Genomic DNA, 21,966 nt, shown 5'->3' with positions numbered 1-21,966 from the left:
CGCGGTCCTGCGCGGCGCCAGGGCATTATTCGCGACGGCGGAACGGTCTTTCGCGGAATCAGACGCTGCGAGGGGAATACGCATCCTATACACTCGTTGTCCACCGCCGGAGTTGCCGCAGTGTCCATTTTCTTCCCGGCGGTGCCGCCACGACATCATGCAGCCCACTCCGACACGACAGCCGCTCGCCGGCGAAGCGCCCGCCATCGTAGCCATTTCGGGGCTCGCCAAAACCTACGCCAACGGCTTCCAAGCACTCAAGGGCGTCGATCTCCAGATACGCAAGGGGGAAATCTTCGCGCTGCTCGGTCCGAACGGTGCTGGCAAGACGACGCTCATCAGCATCGTTTGCGGCTTGACACGGGCCTCGTCGGGGACGGTGCTGGTGGACGGGTTCGACATCGTGCGCGATTACCGGGCCGCGCGGTCCCGGATCGGCCTGGTGCCCCAAGAGCTGGCGACGGACGCCTTCGAGACGGTATGGGCGACGGTCAGCTTCAGCCGCGGCTTGTTCGGCCGCCCGGCCAATCCCGCCCTCGTCGAGGGCGTGCTGCGCGACCTTTCGCTCTGGGACAAGCGCAATGCCAAGATCATGACCCTGTCGGGCGGGATGAAGCGCCGCGTGCTCATCGCCAAGGCGCTTGCGCACGAGCCCAAGGTGCTGTTCCTCGACGAGCCGACGGCCGGGGTGGACGTCGAACTGCGGCGCGACATGTGGAAGATGGTGCGCCGGCTGCGGGACGAGGGCATGACCATCATCCTGACTACCCACTACATCGAGGAAGCCGAGGAGATGGCCGACCGCATCGGCATCATCAACAAAGGGGAGCTCGTGCTCGTGGAGGAAAAGCAGGCGCTCATGCGCAAGCTCGGCAAGAAGCAACTGACGCTGCAATTGCAGGCGCCGCTTGCCTCGATTCCCGCAGCGCTGGCCGGCTACGGACTGGAGCTCGCCGATGGCGGGCATGCACTGATCTATACCTTCGATGCGCAAGCGGAGACGACGGGCATTGCCGCGCTCATGCGGGCGCTGAACGAGCAGGGCATCGACTTCAAGGACCTGCATTCGAGCGAGAGTTCGCTGGAAGATATTTTCGTGAGCCTGGTCCAGGAGCAAACATCATGAATTTCCATGCGATCCGTGCGATCTACCGGTTCGAGATGGCGCGCACGTTCCGCACCATCACCCAGAGCATCGCTTCGCCCGTGTTGTCCACCTCCTTGTATTTCATCGTCTTTGGCACCGCCATCGGCTCGCGCATGGGCGAGATCGGCGGCGTCAGCTACGGGGCGTTCATCATTCCCGGCTTGATCATGATGTCGCTCCTCAACGAGAGCATTTCCAACGCTTCGTTCGGGATATACCTGCCCAAGTGGACGGGAACGATATACGAGCTGCTCTCGGCCCCGGTCTCGCCGGTGGAGGCCGTCATCGGCTACGTGGGCGCGGCGGCCACCAAATCGATCATGCTGGGCGTGCTCATCCTCGTGACGGCCCGCCTGTTCGTCCCGTATCACATCGAGCATCCCGCATGGATGGCGGGGTTCCTCGTGCTGACGGCGCTGACCTTCAGCCTGTTCGGCTTCATCATTGGGCTGTGGGCGGACGACTTCCAAAAGCTGCAAATCATTCCCTTGATGGTCGTCACGCCGCTGACCTTTCTGGGCGGGGCCTTCTATTCGATCAGCATGCTTCCGCCAATCTGGCAGAAGATCACCCTCGCCAATCCGGTGGTGTACCTGATCAGCGGCTTCCGCTGGAGCTTTTATGGCCAGTCCGACGTCAACGTGGCCGTGAGCTTGGGGATGACGCTGGCATTCCTCGCAGCCTGCCTGCTGATCGTGGCCTGGATATTCCGCACCGGGTACAAGCTCAAAACGTAAGCGAGCCGCGCCACGGCGGTGCGCCGCGACCGCGCTTGGTGCACCTGGCGGCGTGGCGGCCGGCCGCCACGCCTTGGGAGGCCGGGGTGGCATTTTTTATGCTTGCCCGGCGCTCGCCTACCGTTAAATTATTGAGTCGATCAATTATTTTTTTCCTGGTCGTCGTGCCTCACGTAAACCCTAATACATCAATAAATTAATTATTTGTTTAATTAATCGAAAATGCCGGGACGCGAGCGGATCCGGCGCCACGATGGGCCATCAGCGGTTGGCACTTCTTGAACCAATACATTGCGAGGGTTGCTATGCGGAAGCTGTCTTATGCATTGTTGGTGGTAAGCGCGTTGGCGGGGGCGTCGTCCGCGGCCTCGGCGCAGGACGCCATCAAGATCGGCGTCATCCAGCCGCTCACCGGGTCGGTGGCCTACAACGGGGTCACCTATGTCAACGGCGCCAAGCTGGCGGTCGAGCGGCGCAATGCTGCCGGCGGGGTGCTGGGCCGGAAAATCGAGCTCATCATCGAAGACGGCCAGTGCAGGCCGGCCAACTCGGTGAACGCTGCCGAGAAGCTCATCGTGCGCGACAAGGTCGCGGCGCTGACCGGCGCATTCTGCAGTTCCGCCACGGCGGCGATCATGCCAGTGGCCGAGAAATACAAGCTGCCCTTGTTGACCGGCGTGTCGTCCAAGGCTGACTTGACGGACAAGGGCCTGCAATACTTCTTCCGGTCGGCCGAGACGGACCGCCTGATGTCCAAGACGTTCAGCAAGATCCTCGCCGAGAAACTCCAGCTGAAAACCGTCGCCTATGTGGGCGTCAACGACGACTGGGGGCGCGGGAGCGTGGAGGATTTCTCCAAAGACTTGACTGCGCTCGGCGTCAAGACCGTGATGAAGGAATATTTCGATCACGGTGCCACCGATTTCTACACCTTGTTGACGCGGCTGCGCGCGGCCAAGCCCGATGGCGTGTTCGTCGCGGCCGAGACGCAAGACGGCTCCATTCTCGTCAAGCAATTCAAGGAGTTCGGCATCCAGACCAAGATCTTCGGCGTGGGCTCGTGGGCGACATCCGATTTCATCGGCCTGACCGGCGACGCCTCCGAGGGGATCTACGCCGCCGTACCCTATGCGTCGAGCATGCCGGGCGAGCTGAACGAAGCGTTCGTCAAGGCATACAGCGCCGCCTATAAGGAAAAGCCTGGCAAATACGGTGCGGCGGGCTACAACGCGCTGAACATCCTGATGGAGGCGATCGAGCGCGCGGGCAACACCCAGGCCGACGCCATCCGGGATGCGTTGCGCAAGACGGATTATGCGGCGCCCAATGGCCGCTTCCGCTTCACCGACAAGGGCGAAGGCTACGGCTTCAACGTCGTGCTGGTCCAAATCCAGGGCCGCGAGCCCAAGGTCGTGGCGCAGGCCCCGACTGAGAAGCCTTGATCGGCCTCACAGCGCGCTGAGCCGGGAGACGAGATGGACGTATTGCCGCAGTTCTTGGTCAATGGGCTGGTGATCGGGTCGTTCTATGCGCTTTCGGCGCTGGGGCTGACCCTCATCCTCGGCCTCATGCGGGTCGTCAACTTTGCCCATGGCGAGCTCTACATGCTGGGCGGTGTCATGGGCTGGTGGGTGACGAACGCCCTGGGGTTGGATTTCCTGACGGGGCTCGCCCTCGTGGCGCTGGTGATGGGAGTGTTCGGCTGGCTCGTGGATCGCGTCTTGATCGAGCGCATTCGCAGCCAGGGCGAGGAGCCGGGCATCCTGCTGACGATCGGGCTGTCCATCTTCCTGGCCAATACGGCACTCCTGGTGTTCGGTACCGCACCGCTGAAGGTGGAAGGTCCGGTATCGAGCGGGCCGGTGTTCTTCGGGCCCATCGTCGTCACCAAGATCCGCCTGTTCGCCGTCGCCGTATGTGCGGTGCTCATCCTGGCGGCGTACCTGCTGATACAGAAAACCCGCCTGGGCAGGGCCATGCGCGCCACTTTCCAGGATCCGATGGCCGCGCAGCTGGCCGGCATCAAGACCGCCAATATCTATGCATGCACGTTCGCGCTCGGCACCATCATCGCTTCGATGGCGGGGATGCTGCTGGGGTCCATTTATTCGGCGCAAGTCTCCATCGGCGGCTTGGTCAGCATGAAAGCGTTCGTGGTGGTGATCCTCGGCGGCATGGGGAGCTTTGCCGGCGCGGTGGTGGGAGGGCTGCTCCTGGGCATCGCCGAATCGCTGTGGGGAGGCTATGTGGCCACGGGTTGGGTCGACATCATCGGCTTTGCCATCGTTATTCTCACGCTGGTGTTCCGTCCTTACGGACTGTTCTCCCGGCGTGCCGAGAGGGCTTGACCATGCGATTCGAACGCAATGCACTTCTGGCGACGCTGCTGATCACCGCCCTGCTGCCGCTGGTCATCCGTGACCAGTACCTCTTGCACGTTGCCATCATGGTGTTGTTTTATGCCGTGCTGGCGACCAGCCTCAACCTCATCGTCGGGTACGTCGGGGAGTTTTCATTGGGGCATACCGCGTTCCTGGGAACCGGAGCCTATGCCGCCGCGCTGCTGTCGACCAAGCTCGGTTGGCCCATGTGGGCCACCATTCCCGCCGCGGGCCTGCTGGCGGCATTCATGGGGCTGCTGATCGGCAGCATCACGCTTCGGCTGCAAGGTCCGTTCTTCGTCATCGTGACACTCTCGTTCGCCGAGGTGCTGCGCTTGGTGGCGGACAACTGGGTCGCCTTCACCAACGGGCCCATGGGCATCGCCGGCGTGCCGCAGCCCTCCTGGCTGGCCCAGGCAGGCAACCTCGCGACCAGGCAGTTCTATTTCTACTTGGCATGGGGCGTATTGGCGATCTCGCTATACCTCGCGTATCGCTTCGTTTACTCGAGCGCGGGCCGGGCAGCGGTGGCAGTGCGGGAGAATCGCTACGTGGCGCAATCCGTCGGCATCCGGCCCTTCCGCTATGCCATGCTGGCATTCGTGCTCGGCGCCCTGCTGGCCGGCATGGCGGGTGGCTTTTATGCCCATTACATCTCGTTCGTTGGGCCCGAGGTGTTCCGTTTCGCCTTCATGGTGAGCATGATCATCATGGTGCTAATAGGCGGCAAGGGGACGCTGGTCGGGCCGCTGCTCGGCGCGCTGTTGGTGACCTTCCTGGAGGAATACCTGCGCGAAGCCAAGGAGCTCCGGCTATCGCTGTTCGGCCTCGCAGTCATGGGCATCGTTCTGTTCCTGCCCCGGGGGCTGATGGGTTTTCTCGCGACGCGCCGGGAAGTGCGGCCTACGGCCGCCCCGCCCGTGGCGGTCGCCATCGCGCCTCGGCGCCAAGGAGTCTGACATGGGGACCGTGCATCCGCTCGGCAACGCGCCCTTGCTCGAGGTGCGCGGCGTGAGCAAGAGTTTCGGCGGCATCAAGGCCGTCAAGGACATTAGCTTCCAGGTCCGGGAAGGCGAGATCGTCGGCTTGATTGGCCCGAACGGCGCGGGCAAGACGACTTGTTTCAACCTCATCACGGGCTTTTACACGCCGACGGCAGGGCAGGTGTTCGTCAAGGGGGAGAACGTGACCGGCGCCAAGCCCTACCAGATGGCAAAGAAAGGGGTCGTCCGCAGCTTCCAGAAAACGAACATCCTGAAGTCCCTGTCGGTGTTTGAAAACGTCCTGGCCGGTAGGTACCTGCAGACGCGGCAGGGCTTATGGCGGACGTTTTTTCCCGGCCGCGCCGTGCGCGAGACGGAGCGCGCGGCGCGTGAGGAAGCCGAGCGCATCGTGCATATCATGGGACTGGGCGAGCGCATGAATGCGCCGGCCTACCTGCTCTCCTGCGGGGAGTTGCGCCTGCTGGAGGTGGGCGTGGCGCTGGCGGCCAAGCCTGACCTCCTCATGCTGGATGAGCCCGCAGCGGGCCTGAACAGCCAGGAAGCCTTGGGCCTGGGCCGCATCCTCAAGCAGTTGCGCGGCTCCCACGTGACGTCGATCTTGCTCGTCGAACACAACATGGGGCTGGTCATGAATGTATCGGACCGGGTGGTCGTCATGCACTTCGGAGAGAAACTGGCAGAAGGTGCGCCTGCGGAAGTGCAGCGCAACCCGGCCGTGGTCGAGGCCTACCTGGGCGGAGGGCGTGCGGCATGAGCGACGCGACACCGGCTTTGCCACTGCTTGAACTGGAAGGCCTGCACGTCGGCTACGGCAAGACCGCGGCGCTGCATGGGATCAACTTGGTCGTGCGGCCAGGCGAAACAGTAGCCCTGATCGGTGCGAACGGCGCCGGCAAGAGCACGACGCTGCGCGCCATCTCCGGCCTGCTCAAACCCTCCCGCGGCAGTATCCGTTTTCGCGGGGCGGAGATAGGCGGCATGCCGCCGGACCGCATCGTCAAGCTAGGCATCGCGCATTGCCCGGAAGAACGGCATGTCTGGCCTGCCATGACCGTATACGAAAACCTGGTGCTTGGCGCGTACCTCTGCCGTTCGCAGCAAACGGTGCAGGAGCGCGTGGAAAAGGTCTACGCACGCTTTCCCCGGCTGAAGGAACGCCACGGCCAGCTGGCCGGCACCTTGAGCGGCGGCGAGCAGCAGATGCTGGCGATCGGGCGCGCGCTCATGTCCGAGCCCGTTTTGCTGCTCCTGGACGAGCCGAGCCTGGGGCTCAGCCCCAAGATGGCGGCGGAAGTGTTCGACGTAGTGGGCGAGATCAACCGGCACGGCGTGACCGTCTTGCTGGTCGAGCAGAACGTGCACAACGCATTGCAGGCGGCCTCCCGCGCCTATGTGTTCGAAACCGGGCGCATCGTCGCGGAAAGGGAGGCCGCCGGGCTCTTGGAGGATCCGGAGTTGCTGACCGCCTATCTGGGAGGGTGAGCAGCGACGGCCAAGCCATGGGCCGGGTATCGGACATTATTAATTTGTTGATTAATTATTTAACGGAGGCGGCTTCTGCCGCACCCGTTGCGAGAAGGGAGAAGCTGTATGAGTCGTCCTCTACGCGTAGGCATCGTGGGTGGCGGGATCGGAGGCGTGGCGCTATCCCGTGCGTTGACGTTGCGCGGCATCGAACATCATGTGTTCGAGCGGGCGCCGGCCTTCGGCGAAGTCGGCGCAGGCGTACAGATCACGCCTAACGCGGTCAAAGTGCTCAAGGCGCTGGGCCTGGGAGACGATCTGAAGCGGGTCGGCTTTCTTCCGAACGCCATGGTCGGGCGCAATTGGCGCTCCGGCCGCGAGCTGTTCCGGACGCCGCTCAAGGATAGCTGCCCGCAGATTTACGGGGCGGAGTTCTATCACGTGCACCGGGCCGACGTGCATGCCATCCTGTCGCAGCACTTGCAAGACGGCAAGGGCGCGACGCTCGGTACCCAGTGCACGGGCGTGCGCACGGAAGGCAACGTCGCAGTAGCGTCTTTCGCGGACGGCACCGAGTACGAGGCGGACCTCATCGTGGGCGCCGACGGCGTGCGCTCCATCGTGCGCGATGCGCTGTTCGGCGCCGAGGCGGCCCGCTTCACCGGACACATGTGCTGGCGTGCGCTGGTGCCCGTGGATCACCATCCGCTCAAGTTCGTGCGGCCCGACGCGGCGTTCTGGATGGGGCCGCATGGCCACATTGTGACGTACTACGTCAATTGCGGCGCGTCGGTGAACATCGTCGCCGTCAGCGAAACGAACACCTGGGTGGAAGAGTCCTGGAACGTGCGCAGCAGCCGCGAAGAGCTGATGAAAGCGTACGAAGGCTGGCATCCCGACATCATCGAGCTCTTTAGCCGCACGCAGGACGTCTACAAGTGGGGCCTGTTCGACCGGGACCCGATGCCGAAGTGGTCAAAAGGGCGCGTGACCCTGCTCGGCGATGCGGCCCACCCGATGTTGCCTTTCTTGTCACAAGGGGCCGCGATGGCGATCGAGGACGGCTACGTGCTTGCCGCCGCGCTGGAGCATTACCGCGGCGACGTGCCGGCTGCCCTCGATGCGTACGAGGCGGAGCGGCGGCCGCGGACCAGCCGGGTGCAGCTCGAGGCACGCGAACGGGGCAGGACCTATCACCTGCCTTCGCCGTGGGCGCAGTTCAAGCGCGACCTCCTGTATCGCTGGCGCGAGCTGCTCAATCCCAACGCGGTGGGCATCCAGGCCAACTGGGTCTACGTCTACGACGCGACGAGCTGCACGGAGCGCTTCAACCGCCAGGCGATGGCGGCGTGAGCGGAGGCCTGCTGACATGAAAACGAACTACCGCATCGGCCAAATCGTCCCGAGCTCGAATACGACGATGGAAACCGAGATTCCGGCCATGCTCCGACTGCGTGAGCAGGTCCGGCCCGAACGGTTCACTTTCCATTCGGCACGCATGCGCATGAAGCACGTGACCAAGGAAGAGCTGGCCGCCATGGACGCCGAGTCCGATCGCTGCGCGCTGGAGCTGAGCGATGCCCGCGTCGACGTGCTGGGCTATGCGTGCCTGGTGGCCATCATGGCCATGGGTAATGGCTACCACCGGGAGTCCGAGGCGCGCTTGCGCCGGTGCACGCGCGAGAACGGAGGCGAGGCGCCGGTGGTCACGAGTGCGGGCGCGCTCGTCGATGGGTTGCGTGTGCTAGGAGCCCGGCGCATCGCCTTGGTGGCGCCGTACATGGTGCCGCTGACCAAGCTGGTGATCGGCTACATCGAGAACGAAGGCATCGAAGTCGTGCAATGGCGTGCGCTCGAAATTCCCGACAACCTGGAGGTGGGCAGGCATGATCCCTCCCGGCTGCCCGGGATCGTCGCATCGATGGACACTTCCGGCGTCGATGCCATCGTGCTGTCGGCCTGCGTGCAAATGCCTTCGCTGCCCGTGATTGCGCGAGTCGAAGCCCGGGCGGGCAAGCCCGTCGTGACGGCATCGGTCGCCACGACCTACGCGATGCTCAAGGCGCTGGGGTTGGAGCGGATCGTGCCCGGGGCCGGCGCACTCTTGTCGGGCGCATATTAAGGAGGTGCGCATGAGCAGTACGTATCTTTATGGCGCCAATGTGCGCGCCAATGGAATCCGGCAGCATTACCTGCGTTTCGGGGGCAAGGGGCGGCCGCTCGTGCTGGTGCCCGGCATCACCAGCCCGGCGGTAACGTGGGCCTTTGTGGCCGAGAGGCTGGGGCGGCAGTTCGACACCTATGTGCTGGACGTCAGGGGCCGGGGCCTGTCGGAAACCGCGCCGGGCATGGACTACAGCCTGGAAGCGTGCGCGGCCGACGTGGGGGCGTTTGCGCAAGCCCTCGGGCTGCAAGACTACTTCTTGGTCGGGCATTCCATGGGGGCGCGCATTGGCGCCATCGTGGCCGCCCATCATGCCGAAGGGTTGGCGCGGCTGGTGATGGTCGATCCGCCGGTCTCTGGGCCGGGGCGGCGTCCCTATCCGGCCAAGATCGACTGGTATGTGGATTCCATCCGCCTCATGAGCGAGGGCAATGGATGGGAAAAGCTCAAGCCCTTCTCGCCGACCTGGACCGAAGCACAATTGCGGCTTCGCGCCGAGTGGCTGCATACCTGCGACGAAGAGGCGGTGGTGTGCGCGTATCACGCCTTCGGCACGCAAGACATGCATGCCGACTTGCCTTCGATCAAGGTTCCCACCTTGCTCATGGTTGCAGGCAAAGGCGGCGTCATCGAGCCTGCGGACATCGAAGAGATCAAGGGCCTCATCCCGCAGCTGGAGGTGCATGTCGTGCCCGAGGCGGGACACATGATCCCTTGGGACGACGAAGAAGGATTCTTCAAGGGTTTCGGCAATTTCCTGGGAACCCCCGTTTAGCGAGGTAGCAACCATGGCTGTCAGCGATTCCGATCTCATCCAGGCGTGGACCAGGGTCTTGACCCTCTCCCGCTTGAAGCGCGGCGACGTCGTGACCGTACTGACCACCGAAGGCGTGACGCATCCCCAGACCTTGCGTTGTGCCATGACCGCGGTTGGCCTGATGGGCGCGCGCGCCAACCGGCTCGATCTATCACCGGTCAACGGCGACAAGTCGCTGAGCCGGGATTCCCTTGCCTACCTGGGCACCACGCCGCTCAGCGGCAACCGGGCGGCCATCGCGGCGCTCAAGGCCAGTGACCTGGTAATCGACCTGATGACGCTGCTGTTTTCGCCGGAGCAGCACGACATACTCCAGGGCGGCGGAAAAATTTTGTTGGCGGTCGAGCCGCCCGAGATCCTGCTGCGGATGGTGCCCACCGAGGAGGACAAGCAGCGCGTGCTGGCATGCGCCGCCCTGCTCGAAGGAGCGCGCGAGATGCGCGTGCGCTCGGCCGCAGGCACCGACCTGGTGTGCCCGCTCGGCGAATTCCCCGTGATGAAGGAGTACGGCTTCGTCGACGAGCCTGGGCGGTGGGACCACTGGCCGAGCGGCTTTGCGCTCACCTGGCCCAACGAGGGTGCCACCCAGGGCCGCATCGTCGTGGACCGTGGCGACATCCTGCTGCCGATGAAGTCGTACGTGAACGATCCCATCGTGATGGAAGTGAAAGACGGCTACGTGACCTCCATCAGCGGTGGCGTGGACGCAGAGCTACTCAAGGACTACATGAGTTCCTTCGGCGATCCGGAAGCCTATGCCATGTCGCACATCGGCTGGGGCGCCCAGGAGCGCGCGCGTTGGTCGACGCTGGGCCTGTACGATCGCGAGGCCACGATAGGCATGGACGCGCGCGCCTATGCGGGCAACTTCCTGTTCTCGCTGGGGCCCAATAACGAAGTGGGCGGCTCGCGGACCACGGCCTGCCACATGGACATTCCGCTGCGAGGCTGCACCGTGACGCTCGACGGGCGCGAGGTCGTGCGCGAAGGGCGCTTGTTGAACGAGTGCCTGGCCACGCCGGAGGTTGCATGACGGCCGGCCGCGGGGACGACGTCGCGGTGTATGCCCGCCAGGGCTTTGGCGCGGGCCTGCAGCTCGAGCCGCCCTTTGGCCTGCTCATCGTCGACTTCGTCAACGGGTTCGCCGATCCCGAGCTATTCGGGGGCGGCAATATCCCCGATGCGATCGCGGCCACGCAACCTCTGCTGGACGTGGCGCGTGAAAGGAACTGGCCCGTCGCGCATACCCGCATCGTTTACGCTGACGATGGCGCCGATGCGAATGTCTTTTCTGCCAAAGTGCCGGGATTGCTGAGGCTGACGGAGGACGCGCATGCCAGTGCGATCGTGCCGCAGCTGGCGCCGCAGGCCGGCGAGCTGGTCGTGCGCAAGAACGTGCCGTCGGCCTTCTTCGGCACGTCGCTCGCGCCATGGCTGACGCAGCGGGGGGTGCGTACGCTGCTGATCGCCGGCTGCGTCACCAGCGGCTGCGTGCGAGCCAGCGTGGTCGATGCCATGTGCTGGGGCTTTCGGCCCGTCGTGGTGGCCGATTGCGTCGGCGATCGCGCATTGGGCCCGCACGAGGCGAGCCTGTTCGACATGGCGCAGAAATACGCCGAGGTGCTCGATCGCGCAGCATTGATGCGGCGGCTATAGGCCGGCAGGCGCCCACCTACGGCCGCCGGGGCGCGGCCCGGGCGCCACTACGGCGCCAGCATGCCGCCTGTCACGAAGCGGGTGACCTGGTCGATGAGGCTATCGGTGTCGTCCGGGTCGTAGAGCCCGGGCGGCGCCATTTCTTCCATCCGGTGGGTATCAGAGAACGCGTACAAATACGTGCCCACCATTAGCGTGACGCGCCAGTAGGCATCCAGTTCCGGCAGCTTCGGCAGGGCCTGGCGCAATGCATCGACGTACATGCGCGTCGAACTTCCATAGGCGTCGGTGCGTAGCTTGTACGAGATCTGAGGCGGCTCGGTGTGCAGGCGCGCCTGCAAGCGCAGGAACGCGCGACCTTCGGGCGTTGAGCGGAAAGCCAGCGTGGGCAGCAGAAAAGCCTGCACGATGTCCCGTACCTTGAGCTTGCCGGGCTTGGCCCGGAGCCGGGCCAGGTTCTCGATGCGCTGCTGCGAAATGATCTGGCTGCGGCGCATGAATACCGCCTCGAACAATCCGAATTTCGATCCGAAGTAGTAGTTGATCAACGCCTGGGTGACGTTGGCCTTGGCGGCTACCTCCCGTAGCGTCGTGCCTGCATAGCCCAGATTGGCAAAGAGTACTTCGGCTGCATCGAGAATGTCGTCCCTGACGACGCTCTGGCCTTCGGGCCTGCCTGGCCCCTTTTGGCCGGCCTTGCGCCTGGTTGTGGCGGCGGGGATGCCCCGTCGGCCGCTGACCAATTTCATAATCGGCTGTTTAATTATTTATTGCGAAGCCTCCATCCTAAGGCTTTTCGGGGCGGGGGGCTATGTCTTTGCCCCCCATGTTCGCGCGGCGATGACCGCTTCACGCTCAGGCGGCGCCCTACGAGTCCTCGCTTGTCGTGGTGGGCTGCTTGCCTCGGGATGGAGGCGGCCGGCGTTAGGCCGTGGCGCCCGACGCGCGAATCACGTCGCCCCACTTCTTGCTTTCCAATTCGATCCGGCGCGCATATTCGGCGGCTTCGCCCAGCAGTGGCTCGGCGCCTTCTATGCCAAGCTTGGATTGGAACTCCGGCGTGGAGGCAGCCTTCAGTATTTCTCCGCCGAGCTGCGAAACGACTTCCTGCGGCACCCCCTTGGGGGCGAGGATGCCGTAGGTCAGCGTGCTTTCGAAGTTGGCCAGCGCCGGTACGCCGGACTCCGCAATCGTCGGCACGTCGGGCAGCAGCTTCATGCGCTTGGCGCTCGTGACGGCCAGCGCACGCAGTTTGCCGGCCTTGACCAACGACATGGCCGCGGGGATGACGCTGAAGCTGAAATGGACTTGTCCGCCTGCCACGTCCGCCAGCGCCGGCGCAGTGCCCTTATACGGTGCATGCACGGCACGAGCACCGAGCGCATGCAGGAACATTTCCCCGGTCAGGTGATTGCCCGTGCCCGAGCCGCTGGAGGCGTAGCTCATGTCTGCGCCCTTTTGCAGGGCTTCGGCCAGCTGTGCGACGTTCTGGATGGGCGAAGAGGCCGGCACCACCAGCAACAGCGCCGAAGACGCAAACATGGCCACCGGCTGCAGGTCGGTGGATGCGTTGAACCTGAGGTTCTTGTAGAGCGAGGGGTTGATGGAGATGGTTCCGGTATGCCCCAGCAGGAAGATGTTGCTGTCGGGCGCGGCGCGCACGACGTATTCGGTCCCCAGGTTGCCTCCGGCCCCGGGCTTGTTCTCGACGATCACGTCTTTCTTGAACATGTCGTTGAGGCTGTGGGCGAGCTGCCGGGCGAACACGTCGTTGCCGCCGCCGGGGGCGAACGGCACGACGATGCGCATCACGGGCTTGCGGGCCTGCGCCCGGGCCGGCGAGGACGCAAGGGCGGCCAGGCTCGCGGACGAAGCGGCCAGGAGCAGCGTGCGGCGGGTCGAAGAGGATGGCTTGTGAGTCATGTTGTCCCCATTTGTTGAAAATCAGTAAGGACGCCTTATCCGAGCGTGGATTCCAGCGCCAACAGGTGTTCGATGGTTTCGCGTGCGCGCACCACGTGGTAATGATCGCCGTCAACCATGACTTCGGCCGCGCGCGGGCGCGTGTTGTAGTTGCTCGCCATGACCATGCCGTACGCGCCGGCCGACTCGACGGCGAGGTAGTCGCCTTCGCGCACTGCAAGCTCCCGGTCCTTGGCCAGCCAGTCGCCGCTTTCGCAGACCGGGCCCACGACGTCGTAGACAGCCGTCGACGCGTCGGCGCGCGGTGCGACCGCCAGCACGCCATGGTAGGCGTCATACAGCGTCGGCCGGATCAGGTCGGTCATGGCAGCGTCGACGATCAGGAAGTTTTTGGCGGCGGTGGGTTTCAGGTATTCCACCTGGGTCACCAATATCCCGGCGTTGCCGACGAGGGACCGGCCCGGCTCGAGCACGATCTGGCGCGAGCCGTAGCCACGCGCGTCGATGCGCTCGAAGACTTGGCTGAGCAATTGCGAGGGCGCGAGCGCCGTTTCGTCGGCATAGCGGATGCCCAGGCCCCCGCCTAGGTCGAGGTGCTCGACGTGGATGCCGTCGGCCGCCAGGGCATCGAGCAGGTCCAGCAGCTTGTCGAGCGCGTCGAGGAAGGGCGCCGTCTCGGTGATCTGCGAGCCGATGTGGCAGTCGACCCCGACCACTTCGATGCCGGGCAGAGAGGCCGCGGTGAGATAGGCGGCGCGCGCCTCTTCGATCGCGATGCCGAATTTGTTCTCTTTCAGTCCGGTCGAGATGTAGGGATGCGTCTTCGGGTCTACGTCGGGATTGACGCGCAGCGACACCGGCGCGCGTTTGCCCATGGCATGCGCGACTTGCGATAAGCGGTGCAATTCGGGCACCGATTCGACGTTGAAGCACTTCACGCGGGCCTCGAGCGCAAGCCGCATCTCTGCCGCCTGTTTGCCGACTCCCGAGAAGACCACTTTGCCCGGATCGCCGCCCGCGGCAAGAACACGCTGCAGCTCGCCGGCGGACACGATGTCGAAGCCGGCGCCCAGGCGAGCGAACTCCCGCAGCACGGCCAGGTTCGAATTGGCCTTCATGCCGTAGCACACCAGCACGTCGCGCCCACCGATGCCTTCCCGGTAGGCTTCGTAGGCGGCGCGCAGCGCGGCGCGGGAGTAGACATAAAGCGGCGTGCCGAGCCGCTCGGCCAGAAGGGCAACGGACACGCCTTCCGCATGCAGGACGCCGTCGCGGTAGGCAAAGTGGGGGCTGCCGACGGGGGTCGGCAGGGGAGCTGGGGTGGTCATTGTGTCAGAGGAGTGTGCGAAATCGATTCGTTGCGCCGGGAAATGTCGTTGGCATTGCCGGAAGGCTTGGCCGCGTCCGGCTGGGCAGGCGGCGCGGCGGGTTCGGTGGCGGCCGGCGCTCTCTGCGGCAGGTAGAGCGGCCCCTTGATGCCGCAGCCGCTAGCCATGCCCAGGGCCGCCGCGGCCGCGGCGACGGCGACCCAGCGCCGGCCGGTGCGGCGCGGGCAAGCGTGCGCGCTGGCTACAATGCCAGTATCAGCAACCAACGAGGGGTCTGGGCATGTAGCGTGCGGAGCGCGCGGTAGTTTCATGTCGGACATAGTGGAAATTATGAACGAAAGCGAATTTCTTGCCTTGGCCGAGGCCATCCTGGATTCCATCGAGCGGCAGGCCGACGCCTGGTTCGAAGAGCGCGACATCGACATCGAGGCCACGCGCAACGGCAATGTGTTGACCCTGACCTTTGCGGACGGGAGCCAGGCGGTGATCAACAGCCAGGCGCCCAAGCAGGAGATGTGGGTTGCTGCACGCAGCGGCGGCTTCCATTATCGCCTGAAGGACGGCAAGTGGCTGGATACCCGCAGCGGGGAGGAGCTGGCGGAAGCGTTGTCACGGATTTGCTCCGAGCAGTCGGGGACGCAGATCGTCGTCGAGCCTCTGCCGGTGCGGTAACAGGGCTGGCAGTCTGGGCGCTGGTCCCCCGCTCCCGCCTACGGCAGATACGAGTCCTGCCGCGTGCCGCCGCCACCCGAGCCGCGTGCCCCGCCGTTGTCTCCACCGTTGATCAGGTTGCCCAGGCTGTCGATGAGCCGCGACATCGGATCGGCGGACGGGGGTGGCAGGCCTACGCTGGCGACGGCTTGGCCGGGCGGGAATTCGGCGAAGTAATAGTCGCCGTTCTCCACGATGATGCCCGGAGGCATCGGCTGTTCGCGCTCCGGAATGTTCTTGAGCGCGCGTTGCATGAACTTGAGCCAGATGGGCATGGCCGCCCCGCCGCCCGTTTCGCGCGTGCCCAGCGAGCGCGGCTGGTCATAGCCGAGCCAGGCGACGCCAACCAGGCCGGGCGTGTAACCGGCGAACCAGGCGTCCACGGAGTTGTTGGTCGTACCGGTCTTGCCGCCCACGTCCTTGCGCTTGAGCGCGAGCGCGGCGCGGGCCGTGCCCGTGCGCACCACGTCGCGCAGCATGGAGTCGGCGATGAAGGCCGTGCGTGCATCGATCGCGCGCAGCGACGGGTCGCCGGCCTTGGTCGGGCGGGCCTGCATCAGCACGCGGCCGGTGCTGTCGGTGACTTTCTCGATCAGGTAGGGCGTGACGCGGTATCCGCCGTTGGCGAACACCGAGTAGGCGCCGGCCATCTGCAAAGGCGTGACCGAGCCGGCGCCCAGGGCCATGGTGAGATAGGCCGGATGGCGCGCGGCGTCGAAGCCGAAGCGGGTGATGTAGTCCTGTGCGTATTGCGGCCCGATGCTCTGCAGTACGCGGATCGACACCATGTTCTTGGATTTCGCCAGGCCCTGGCGCATGGTCATCGGCGGGTCGTTCTTGCCGTCGTAGTTCTTCGGCTCCCAACGCTGCGAACCGGTGGCCGAAGCCTCCAGCACGAAGGGATCGTCGGAGATGAGGGTTGCCGGCGTGAGGCCGCGCTCGAGCGCCGCGGCGTAGATGAACGGCTTGAAGCTGGAGCCGGGCTGGCGCCAAGCCTGGGTGACGCGGTTGAACTTGCCGTTATAGAAATCGAAGCCCCCCACCATGGCGCGTATCGCCCCGTTCTGCGGGTCGGTCGACACGAAAGCCGCCTGTACCTGCGGCAATTGCAGGATTTCCCATTCATTGCCGGTCTTGATGATGCGGACGATGGCACCGCGGCGCAGCCGCACGTTGGGCTGGGCTTTCGGCGAGAGGGCCGATTGGACGAAACGGAGGCCTTTGCCGGAGATGTCGATGATTTCTCCCGAGCTGCGCGCTACGCGCACCAGCTTTGGATCGGCAGATAGCACCACGGCGGACAGGAGGTTGTCGCTGTCGGGGTAGCCGTCGAGCGCGTCATCGACGGCCTCGTTCAGCTTGGCCGCGTCGTTCTCGATGCCGGCAGGCAAGTCGACGAAACCTTCCGGGCCGCGGTAGCCGTGCCGCCGCTCATAGTCGAGCACGCCTTCGCGCAGCGCCTGGTAGGCGGCTTCCTGCATGTCACGGTCGACCGTCGTGTAGACGTTCAGCCCACGGGTGTAGGTTTCTTCCTTGTAGATGTCGTAGACGAGCTGGCGCGCGAGTTCGGCGACGTATTCAGCGTGTACGCCGAATTCTCCCCCCAGGTGCCGGATTTTCAGTTTCTCGTCGAGCGCCGCCTGATATTCCGCTTCGGTCAGGTACCCAAGGTTCCGCATGCGCTGCAGGACGTACTGTTGGCGCAGCTTGGCCCGGGCCGGGTTGACCACCGGGTTGTATCGCGAGGGGGCCTTGGGAATGCCCGCCAGCATGGCGGCTTCGGCGGTGGTGATCTCGGATAGGGGCTTGCCGTAATAGATGCGAGCCGCCGAAGCGAAGCCGTACGCCCGCTGGCCGAGGTAGATCTGGTTGATGTAGAGCTCGAGGATCTGGTCTTTGGTGAGGTTGGCCTCGATCTTGAACGTGAGCAGGATTTCGTACAGCTTGCGAGTCCAGGTTTTTTCCGAGGACAGGTAGAAGTTGCGCGCTACCTGCATCGTGATCGTGCTCGCGCCCTGGCTCTTGGAAAAATTGACCAGGTTGGTGAGTGCGGCGCGTATGACGCCGGTCCAGTCTATGCCGCCATGTTGGTAGAAACTGTCGTCTTCTGCGGACAAAATTGCCGATTTCAAGACGTCCGGGACCTCCCGGATGCGCACGACGTTGCGACGCTCTTCACCAAATTCGCCGATCAGGGTGTTGTCGGCGGTGTAGACGCGCAGGGGCATCTTGGGATGGTAATCGGTGAGGGCGTCCAGGTCGGGCAGGTTCGGATAGGCCAGGGCGAGGGCCAAGCTCACCAGCAGGGCGCCGCAGATGGCCAGACCGACGAAGACGCCGACGACCTTGAGGAGAATACGGGACATGAGGAAGCTGTTTCTCGTGCGAGGACGAGACCCATTATAGGAATATCGACACGAATCGGCTTGTAGACAGCTCCGCGGCGGCCGCGTTCCTGTAACAGTTGGTGTGCCGGCCCCCGGCCGCCGATTTTCCGCTCGTGCCGCTCTTGCGGGATAATGCAGGGATATTGTTTCTCTCGTGGCTTCGGCCCAACCGCTCGTGGACCAGGACTCTTTCGACCCCTGCGCGGCAGATGCCGCGGCGCCGGCCGGTCCGGCATTCGTGCCGCCCGTGTTCTTGGTCGGAATGATGGGCGCCGGCAAGACCACCATCGGCCGCGGGCTCGCGCGGGCCTTGTCGCGCGAGTTCCTGGACGTGGACCTAGTGCTCGAAGCGCGCTGCGGCGTTCGCGTCCCGGTCATCTTCGAGCTCGAAGGCGAGGAGGGCTTCCGACGCCGCGAAACCCATGCCCTGGACGAGTGCAGCCGCATTCCTGGCGTCGTGCTCGCCACGGGCGGGGGTGCCGTGCTGGCCGAGCGCAACCGGCGCATGCTCAAGGAGCGCGGCATCGTGCTGTACCTGCGTGCCCGCGCCGAGGAGCTCTACCAGCGCACGCGCTACGACCGCAATCGGCCGCTGTTGCAGACGCCCGATCCGCTGGGCCGCATTACGGCCCTGTTGCGGCAGCGCGAGCCGTTGTACGAAGAGATCGCCGACCTGATCATCGATACGGGCAGGGGGTCCGTGCCGAAGCTGGTCAACCGCATCCTGCCCTTGCTGGCCTCATGCAACAAGCAGGTGCGCCACCCCGCAGAATTGCCGCCGCTGGAGTGTCTATGAAAGAAGTCCGTGTCGAGACGCCGGGCGGGAGCTATCCCATACGGATCGCCCCGGGACGTCTCGATCGCCTGGCCGAGGCCGTTCCGGCCGACGCCACCACGCTGGTCTTGGTGACCAATCCCACCATTGCCGCGCTCTACGCCGAACGTGCCGAGCAGGCGCTCGCAGCCTCCGGGCGGCCGGTGCTGCGCATCGAATTGCCCGACGGCGAGCAATACAAAGACTGGCAGACGCTGAATCGGATCTTCGACGCCATGCTCGCCCGCCACTGCGACCGCAAGGCCGTGATCGTGGCGCTCGGCGGCGGCGTGGTGGGAGATATCGCCGGTTTTGCCGCGGCGGTCTACATGCGTGGCATTCGTTTCATCCAGGTGCCGACCACGCTGTTGTCGCAGGTGGATTCCTCCGTGGGCGGCAAGACGGCCGTCAACCACCCCATCGGCAAGAACATGATCGGCGCCTTCTATCAGCCCATCGCGGTAGAGATCGACACCGACGTGCTGGGCACGCTGCCGGCGCGGGAGGTGTCGGCCGGCCTGGCGGAGGTCATCAAATACGGTGCCATCCTGGACGCGGACTTTTTCGCGTGGTGCGAGGCGCATGCGCGGGACTTGCGCGCGCTGGAGCCGGAGGCGATGTCCGTAGCCATCGCGCGTTCGTGCGAACTGAAGGCCTTCGTCGTTTCGCAGGACGAGCGCGAAACAGGGCTGCGCGCCATCTTGAACTTCGGCCATACGTTCGGCCACGCCATCGAGGCCGGGCTGGGCTACGGCGCATGGCTGCACGGCGAGGCCGTGGGCTGCGGCATGGTGCAGGCGGCCGAGCTGTCGGTGCTGGCTGCCGGGTTGCCGCAAGCCGACGCCGAGCGCATCCGCGCCCTGGTGCTTGCCATCGGCTGCCCGGCCTATGCGCCCGACCTCGGGACGGAGCGCTGGTTCGACCTGATGCAGGGCGACAAGAAAACCGAGGCGGGCCAGATCCGGTACATCTTGTTGCCGAGGCTGGGCGAAGCGGTCCGCATGCCGGTCGAGGCAGCCCTGGTCAGGCAGGTGTTGGACCGGACGGTCGCCAAAACGGCAGGCGAGCAGCCAAGCATTCTCGCCTGACCCATTTCTTCTTTCGGAGGAGCCCTTACGTCCATGCCGCAAGTCCTCGCTCCGTATGCCGCCGACCCGGCCGCCACGCGCGGCCGGCGCCATCCCGAACCTTCGCCGCAAGGGCGCACCGAGTTCCAGCGCGACCGCGACCGCATCATTCACTCCAACGCCTTCCGGCGCCTGGAATACAAGACGCAGGTGTTCGTGAACCACGAGGGCGACTTATTCCGGACGCGGCTCACCCACAGCCTCGAGGTCGCGCAAATCGCCCGCTCCGTGGCCCGCAATCTGGGCCTGAACGAGGACCTCGTCGAAGCCATTTCCCTGGCTCATGACCTCGGCCACACGCCTTTCGGCCATGCCGGGCAGGACGAGCTCAACGCATGCATGCGGGAGTTCGCGCCTGGTTCGGGCGGTTTCGAGCACAACCTGCAGAGCCTGCGGGTCGTGGACGAGCTGGAGGAGCGCTACGGGGATTTCAACGGGCTGAACCTGTGTTTCGAGACGCGCGAGGGCATCCTGAAGCACTGCTCGCTGAGCCGGGCTGCCCAGCTGGGCGACGTAGGCGAACGGTTCCTGAATCGCACCCAGCCCTCGCTCGAAGCGCAGCTCACCAATCTGTCGGACGAGATCGCCTACAACAACCACGACATCGACGACGGCTTGCGCTCGGGGCTCATCACGCTCGAGCAAATGCGGCAGGTGAAGATTTTCGATCGCCATTATGCTGAGGTGGTGGCGCGTTATCCGGGGCTGGCAGAGCGACGGGCGATCACCGAAACCGTGCGGCGCATGATCAACACCTTGATCATCGACCTGACCGAGACCACCGCTGCGCGCATCGCGGAACACAAGCCTGCCTCCATCGACGACGTGCGGCAGGCGCCGCCACTGGTGGGGTTCAGCGCCGAGATCCGGGCCGAAGCCGACGAACTCAAGCAGTTCCTTCGCGACAACCTTTACCGGCACTATCGCGTGCTGCGCATGACCACCAAGGCCAAGCGCATCTTGCGCGACCTGTTCAAGGCTTTTCTCGACGATCCGCGCTTGCTGCCCCCGCAATACCAATCGCGCGCCAGCGTGGACCAGGCCCGCGCGATCGCCGACTACATCGCCGGAATGACGGACCGCTACGCCATCAAGGAGCACAGGCGCCTGTTCTTGGTGAACGATGAATAGCGGATGATTCCGTCCTTCGTCTTATTGCCGCGTGCGTCCGCCAGCGCCCTGCGTATCGGGCGTGCCGCACCAGAATTCATTCAGCGCGCTGTTAGGTGAACCGCGGCACAATACCGGAACTTGACAAGTCTTTGCCGCAACGATGCGGGCGCATGGTTGCGACGTTCCCGGCTACGGGCGGGAGGACGTTGGGTCGCGTGCGCCGGCATCATCGATCATCAGGTTGCACGTGATTTTCTCTGACCCGATATCGGTCTTCCTCGCTCCCAGGCCGGCGCCGGCGGGACGCAAACCGGAGGAGCCCCAGGCCGAAGGGCCCGGCCCCCATCCCCTTCCGCTCCATGCCTTTCCTCACTTGGCTCGGAGCACGCTATGGGCGGCGGTTTCATCCGGGGCGGAGCGCCTGACGACGCTGCATAGCGTCCCGGTAGGGCGAAGGCCCGCTGGCCGGCCATGCGGGCCGGCGAACCGGCTCCCCCAAGGCGCCAGTTCGGCCGATTTTTTCCAGACGCCGGATGCGCTCGCCGACGAGATGGTCGAACTGGCCGGCATCGAGCCCGGCCAGCGGATCTTGGATCCCAGCGCGGGCACGGGCTCGTTGCTGCGCGCAGCGCGTCGGAAGTTCGGCTTGAGCCTTACTTACGCGGCGGTGGAGGTCAATCACGCCATGGCGGCAGATCTGCGTGAGCGCTTGGCCGATGAAGTGCATCACGGCGATTTCCTCGGGTTGACCCCGGCGCGCGTCGGGCGCTTTCCCCGCATTCTCATCCATCCTCCGCTCGCCCATGGCGCTGATGTCCCGCATATCCTGCACGCCCTGGGCTTTCTCGAGCCCGGCGGTCGCCTCGTCGGTATTTGCGCCGACGGCGCAAGCCAGGGCCGCATTCTGCGGCCCTTGGTCGAAGCGCGCGGCGGCGTGTGGCTGCCGTTGTCGCCGCACCTGTTCACAGGCGTTGGAACGAGGATGCGCGCGGTGCTGTTCACCCTCGCGGCATGACTGCCGGCCGGGTGCTCCAGCCGGCGTCCCGGCGGACACGTCGCCCGCCGTCGGCGCAGCCACGCGCTGTGCCCCCTGGTTAGGCAGGCCTGGCATCCGTTGCCGGAACGGCAACGGGATTTCCGCAAAAAAGCAGGGCTTGTGCGCGCAGCCTGGCATGGGGCGTGCATGGATCGGC

General features: G+C 64.9%; 22 protein-coding genes. 17 read left to right on the top strand and 5 right to left on the bottom strand.

Going from position 1 to position 21,966, the window contains the following annotated elements; genetic code table 11:
• Positions 1–157 precede the first annotated feature (157 nt).
• The 12 genes from Q0319_RS11585 (at position 158) to Q0319_RS11530 (ending at position 11,370) form a co-directional block, all read left to right on the top strand.
• Positions 158–1,126 carry an ABC transporter ATP-binding protein gene (locus Q0319_RS11585; RefSeq protein ID WP_296468555.1) on the top strand — a complete coding sequence of 323 codons (969 nt, stop codon included), beginning with the start codon at positions 158–160 and terminating at the stop codon, positions 1,124–1,126.
• The gene (locus Q0319_RS11580; RefSeq protein WP_296468553.1) at positions 1,123–1,884 is read left to right on the top strand and encodes an ABC transporter permease; all 762 of its coding nucleotides are present in this window, start codon (positions 1,123–1,125) and stop codon (positions 1,882–1,884) included. The genes Q0319_RS11585 and Q0319_RS11580 overlap by 4 nt, the downstream gene beginning before the upstream one ends.
• Before the next feature lie 305 nt (positions 1,885–2,189).
• Positions 2,190–3,326, top strand: coding sequence for an ABC transporter substrate-binding protein (locus tag Q0319_RS11575; protein ID WP_296468078.1), 1,137 nt, complete (start codon positions 2,190–2,192; stop codon positions 3,324–3,326).
• 33 nt (positions 3,327–3,359) lie between these two features.
• Positions 3,360–4,232 (top strand): branched-chain amino acid ABC transporter permease, encoded by an 873-nt coding sequence (locus Q0319_RS11570; RefSeq protein WP_296468079.1) that lies wholly within the window; start codon positions 3,360–3,362, stop codon positions 4,230–4,232.
• Between the two features lie 2 nt (positions 4,233–4,234).
• Positions 4,235–5,224: a branched-chain amino acid ABC transporter permease gene (locus Q0319_RS11565; protein ID WP_299452659.1), complete on the top strand. Its 990-nt coding sequence runs from the start codon at positions 4,235–4,237 to the stop codon at positions 5,222–5,224.
• Between the two features lies 1 nt (position 5,225).
• The gene (locus tag Q0319_RS11560) at positions 5,226–6,023 is read left to right on the top strand and encodes an ABC transporter ATP-binding protein (RefSeq protein WP_296468082.1); all 798 of its coding nucleotides are present in this window, start codon (positions 5,226–5,228) and stop codon (positions 6,021–6,023) included.
• 23 nt (positions 6,024–6,046) lie between these two features.
• Positions 6,047–6,751 carry an ABC transporter ATP-binding protein gene (locus tag Q0319_RS11555; protein WP_363322272.1) on the top strand — a complete coding sequence of 235 codons (705 nt, stop codon included), beginning with the start codon at positions 6,047–6,049 and terminating at the stop codon, positions 6,749–6,751.
• Positions 6,752–6,859: 108 nt separating this feature from the next.
• Positions 6,860–8,086: an FAD-dependent monooxygenase gene (locus Q0319_RS11550; protein WP_296468084.1), complete on the top strand. Its 1,227-nt coding sequence runs from the start codon at positions 6,860–6,862 to the stop codon at positions 8,084–8,086.
• Positions 8,087–8,102: 16 nt separating this feature from the next.
• A complete protein-coding gene (locus tag Q0319_RS11545) occupies positions 8,103–8,855 on the top strand; it encodes an Asp/Glu racemase (RefSeq protein WP_296468086.1) in 753 nt (250 codons plus the stop codon).
• Positions 8,856–8,865: 10 nt separating this feature from the next.
• The gene (locus Q0319_RS11540; RefSeq protein ID WP_299452654.1) at positions 8,866–9,672 is read left to right on the top strand and encodes an alpha/beta hydrolase; all 807 of its coding nucleotides are present in this window, start codon (positions 8,866–8,868) and stop codon (positions 9,670–9,672) included.
• Between the two features lie 13 nt (positions 9,673–9,685).
• A complete protein-coding gene (locus Q0319_RS11535) occupies positions 9,686–10,747 on the top strand; it encodes a 2,5-dihydroxypyridine 5,6-dioxygenase (RefSeq protein WP_296468089.1) in 1,062 nt (353 codons plus the stop codon).
• Positions 10,744–11,370 (top strand): isochorismatase family protein, encoded by a 627-nt coding sequence (locus Q0319_RS11530; RefSeq protein WP_299452652.1) that lies wholly within the window; start codon positions 10,744–10,746, stop codon positions 11,368–11,370. Before Q0319_RS11535 ends, Q0319_RS11530 begins: the two co-directional genes overlap by 4 nt.
• A 47-nt stretch (positions 11,371–11,417) precedes the next feature.
• On the opposite strand, the gene Q0319_RS11525 is transcribed toward Q0319_RS11530, so the two are convergent.
• From Q0319_RS11525 to Q0319_RS11510, 4 genes are all read right to left on the bottom strand, one after another.
• Positions 11,418–12,119, bottom strand: coding sequence for a TetR/AcrR family transcriptional regulator (locus tag Q0319_RS11525; protein WP_296468091.1), 702 nt, complete (start codon positions 12,117–12,119; stop codon positions 11,418–11,420).
• Positions 12,120–12,294: 175 nt separating this feature from the next.
• A complete protein-coding gene (locus Q0319_RS11520) occupies positions 12,295–13,293 on the bottom strand; it encodes a tripartite tricarboxylate transporter substrate-binding protein (protein ID WP_296468092.1) in 999 nt (332 codons plus the stop codon).
• 35 nt (positions 13,294–13,328) lie between these two features.
• Positions 13,329–14,621: a diaminopimelate decarboxylase gene (gene lysA / locus Q0319_RS11515; RefSeq protein WP_299452647.1), complete on the bottom strand. Its 1,293-nt coding sequence runs from the start codon at positions 14,619–14,621 to the stop codon at positions 13,329–13,331.
• Complete coding sequence (locus Q0319_RS11510) at positions 14,618–14,887, bottom strand: lipoprotein (protein WP_296463678.1); 270 nt, start codon at positions 14,885–14,887, stop codon at positions 14,618–14,620. The genes lysA and Q0319_RS11510 overlap by 4 nt, the downstream gene beginning before the upstream one ends.
• 64 nt (positions 14,888–14,951) lie before the next feature.
• Between Q0319_RS11510 and cyaY the strand changes: the two genes are divergently transcribed.
• On the top strand, positions 14,952–15,293 hold the full coding sequence (gene cyaY / locus Q0319_RS11505) for an iron donor protein CyaY (protein WP_296463680.1): 342 nt from the start codon (positions 14,952–14,954) through the stop codon (positions 15,291–15,293).
• Positions 15,294–15,331: 38 nt separating this feature from the next.
• On the opposite strand, the gene Q0319_RS11500 is transcribed toward cyaY, so the two are convergent.
• Positions 15,332–17,698 (bottom strand): penicillin-binding protein 1A, encoded by a 2,367-nt coding sequence (locus Q0319_RS11500; RefSeq protein ID WP_296463682.1) that lies wholly within the window; start codon positions 17,696–17,698, stop codon positions 15,332–15,334.
• A gap of 283 nt (positions 17,699–17,981) precedes the next feature.
• On the opposite strand from Q0319_RS11500, the gene Q0319_RS11495 reads away from it, so the two are divergent.
• From Q0319_RS11495 to Q0319_RS11480, 4 genes are all read left to right on the top strand, one after another.
• Positions 17,982–18,515, top strand: coding sequence for a shikimate kinase (locus Q0319_RS11495; protein WP_299452705.1), 534 nt, complete (start codon positions 17,982–17,984; stop codon positions 18,513–18,515).
• A complete protein-coding gene (gene aroB, locus Q0319_RS11490; RefSeq protein WP_299452642.1) occupies positions 18,512–19,621 on the top strand; it encodes a 3-dehydroquinate synthase in 1,110 nt (369 codons plus the stop codon). Before Q0319_RS11495 ends, aroB begins: the two co-directional genes overlap by 4 nt.
• Positions 19,622–19,654: 33 nt before the next feature.
• A complete protein-coding gene (locus Q0319_RS11485; RefSeq protein WP_296463686.1) occupies positions 19,655–20,791 on the top strand; it encodes a deoxyguanosinetriphosphate triphosphohydrolase in 1,137 nt (378 codons plus the stop codon).
• 532 nt (positions 20,792–21,323) lie between these two features.
• Positions 21,324–21,788, top strand: a complete 465-nt coding sequence (locus Q0319_RS11480; RefSeq protein ID WP_296463688.1) for a hypothetical protein — start codon at positions 21,324–21,326, stop codon at positions 21,786–21,788.
• Positions 21,789–21,966: the final 178 nt, after the last annotated feature.

It is taken from the genome of uncultured Pigmentiphaga sp. (genome assembly GCF_937950555.1).
In the GTDB taxonomy this organism is placed as follows: Bacteria; Pseudomonadota; Gammaproteobacteria; order Burkholderiales; family Burkholderiaceae_B; genus Pigmentiphaga.
This window is presented reverse-complemented; position numbering and strand designations above follow the sequence as displayed.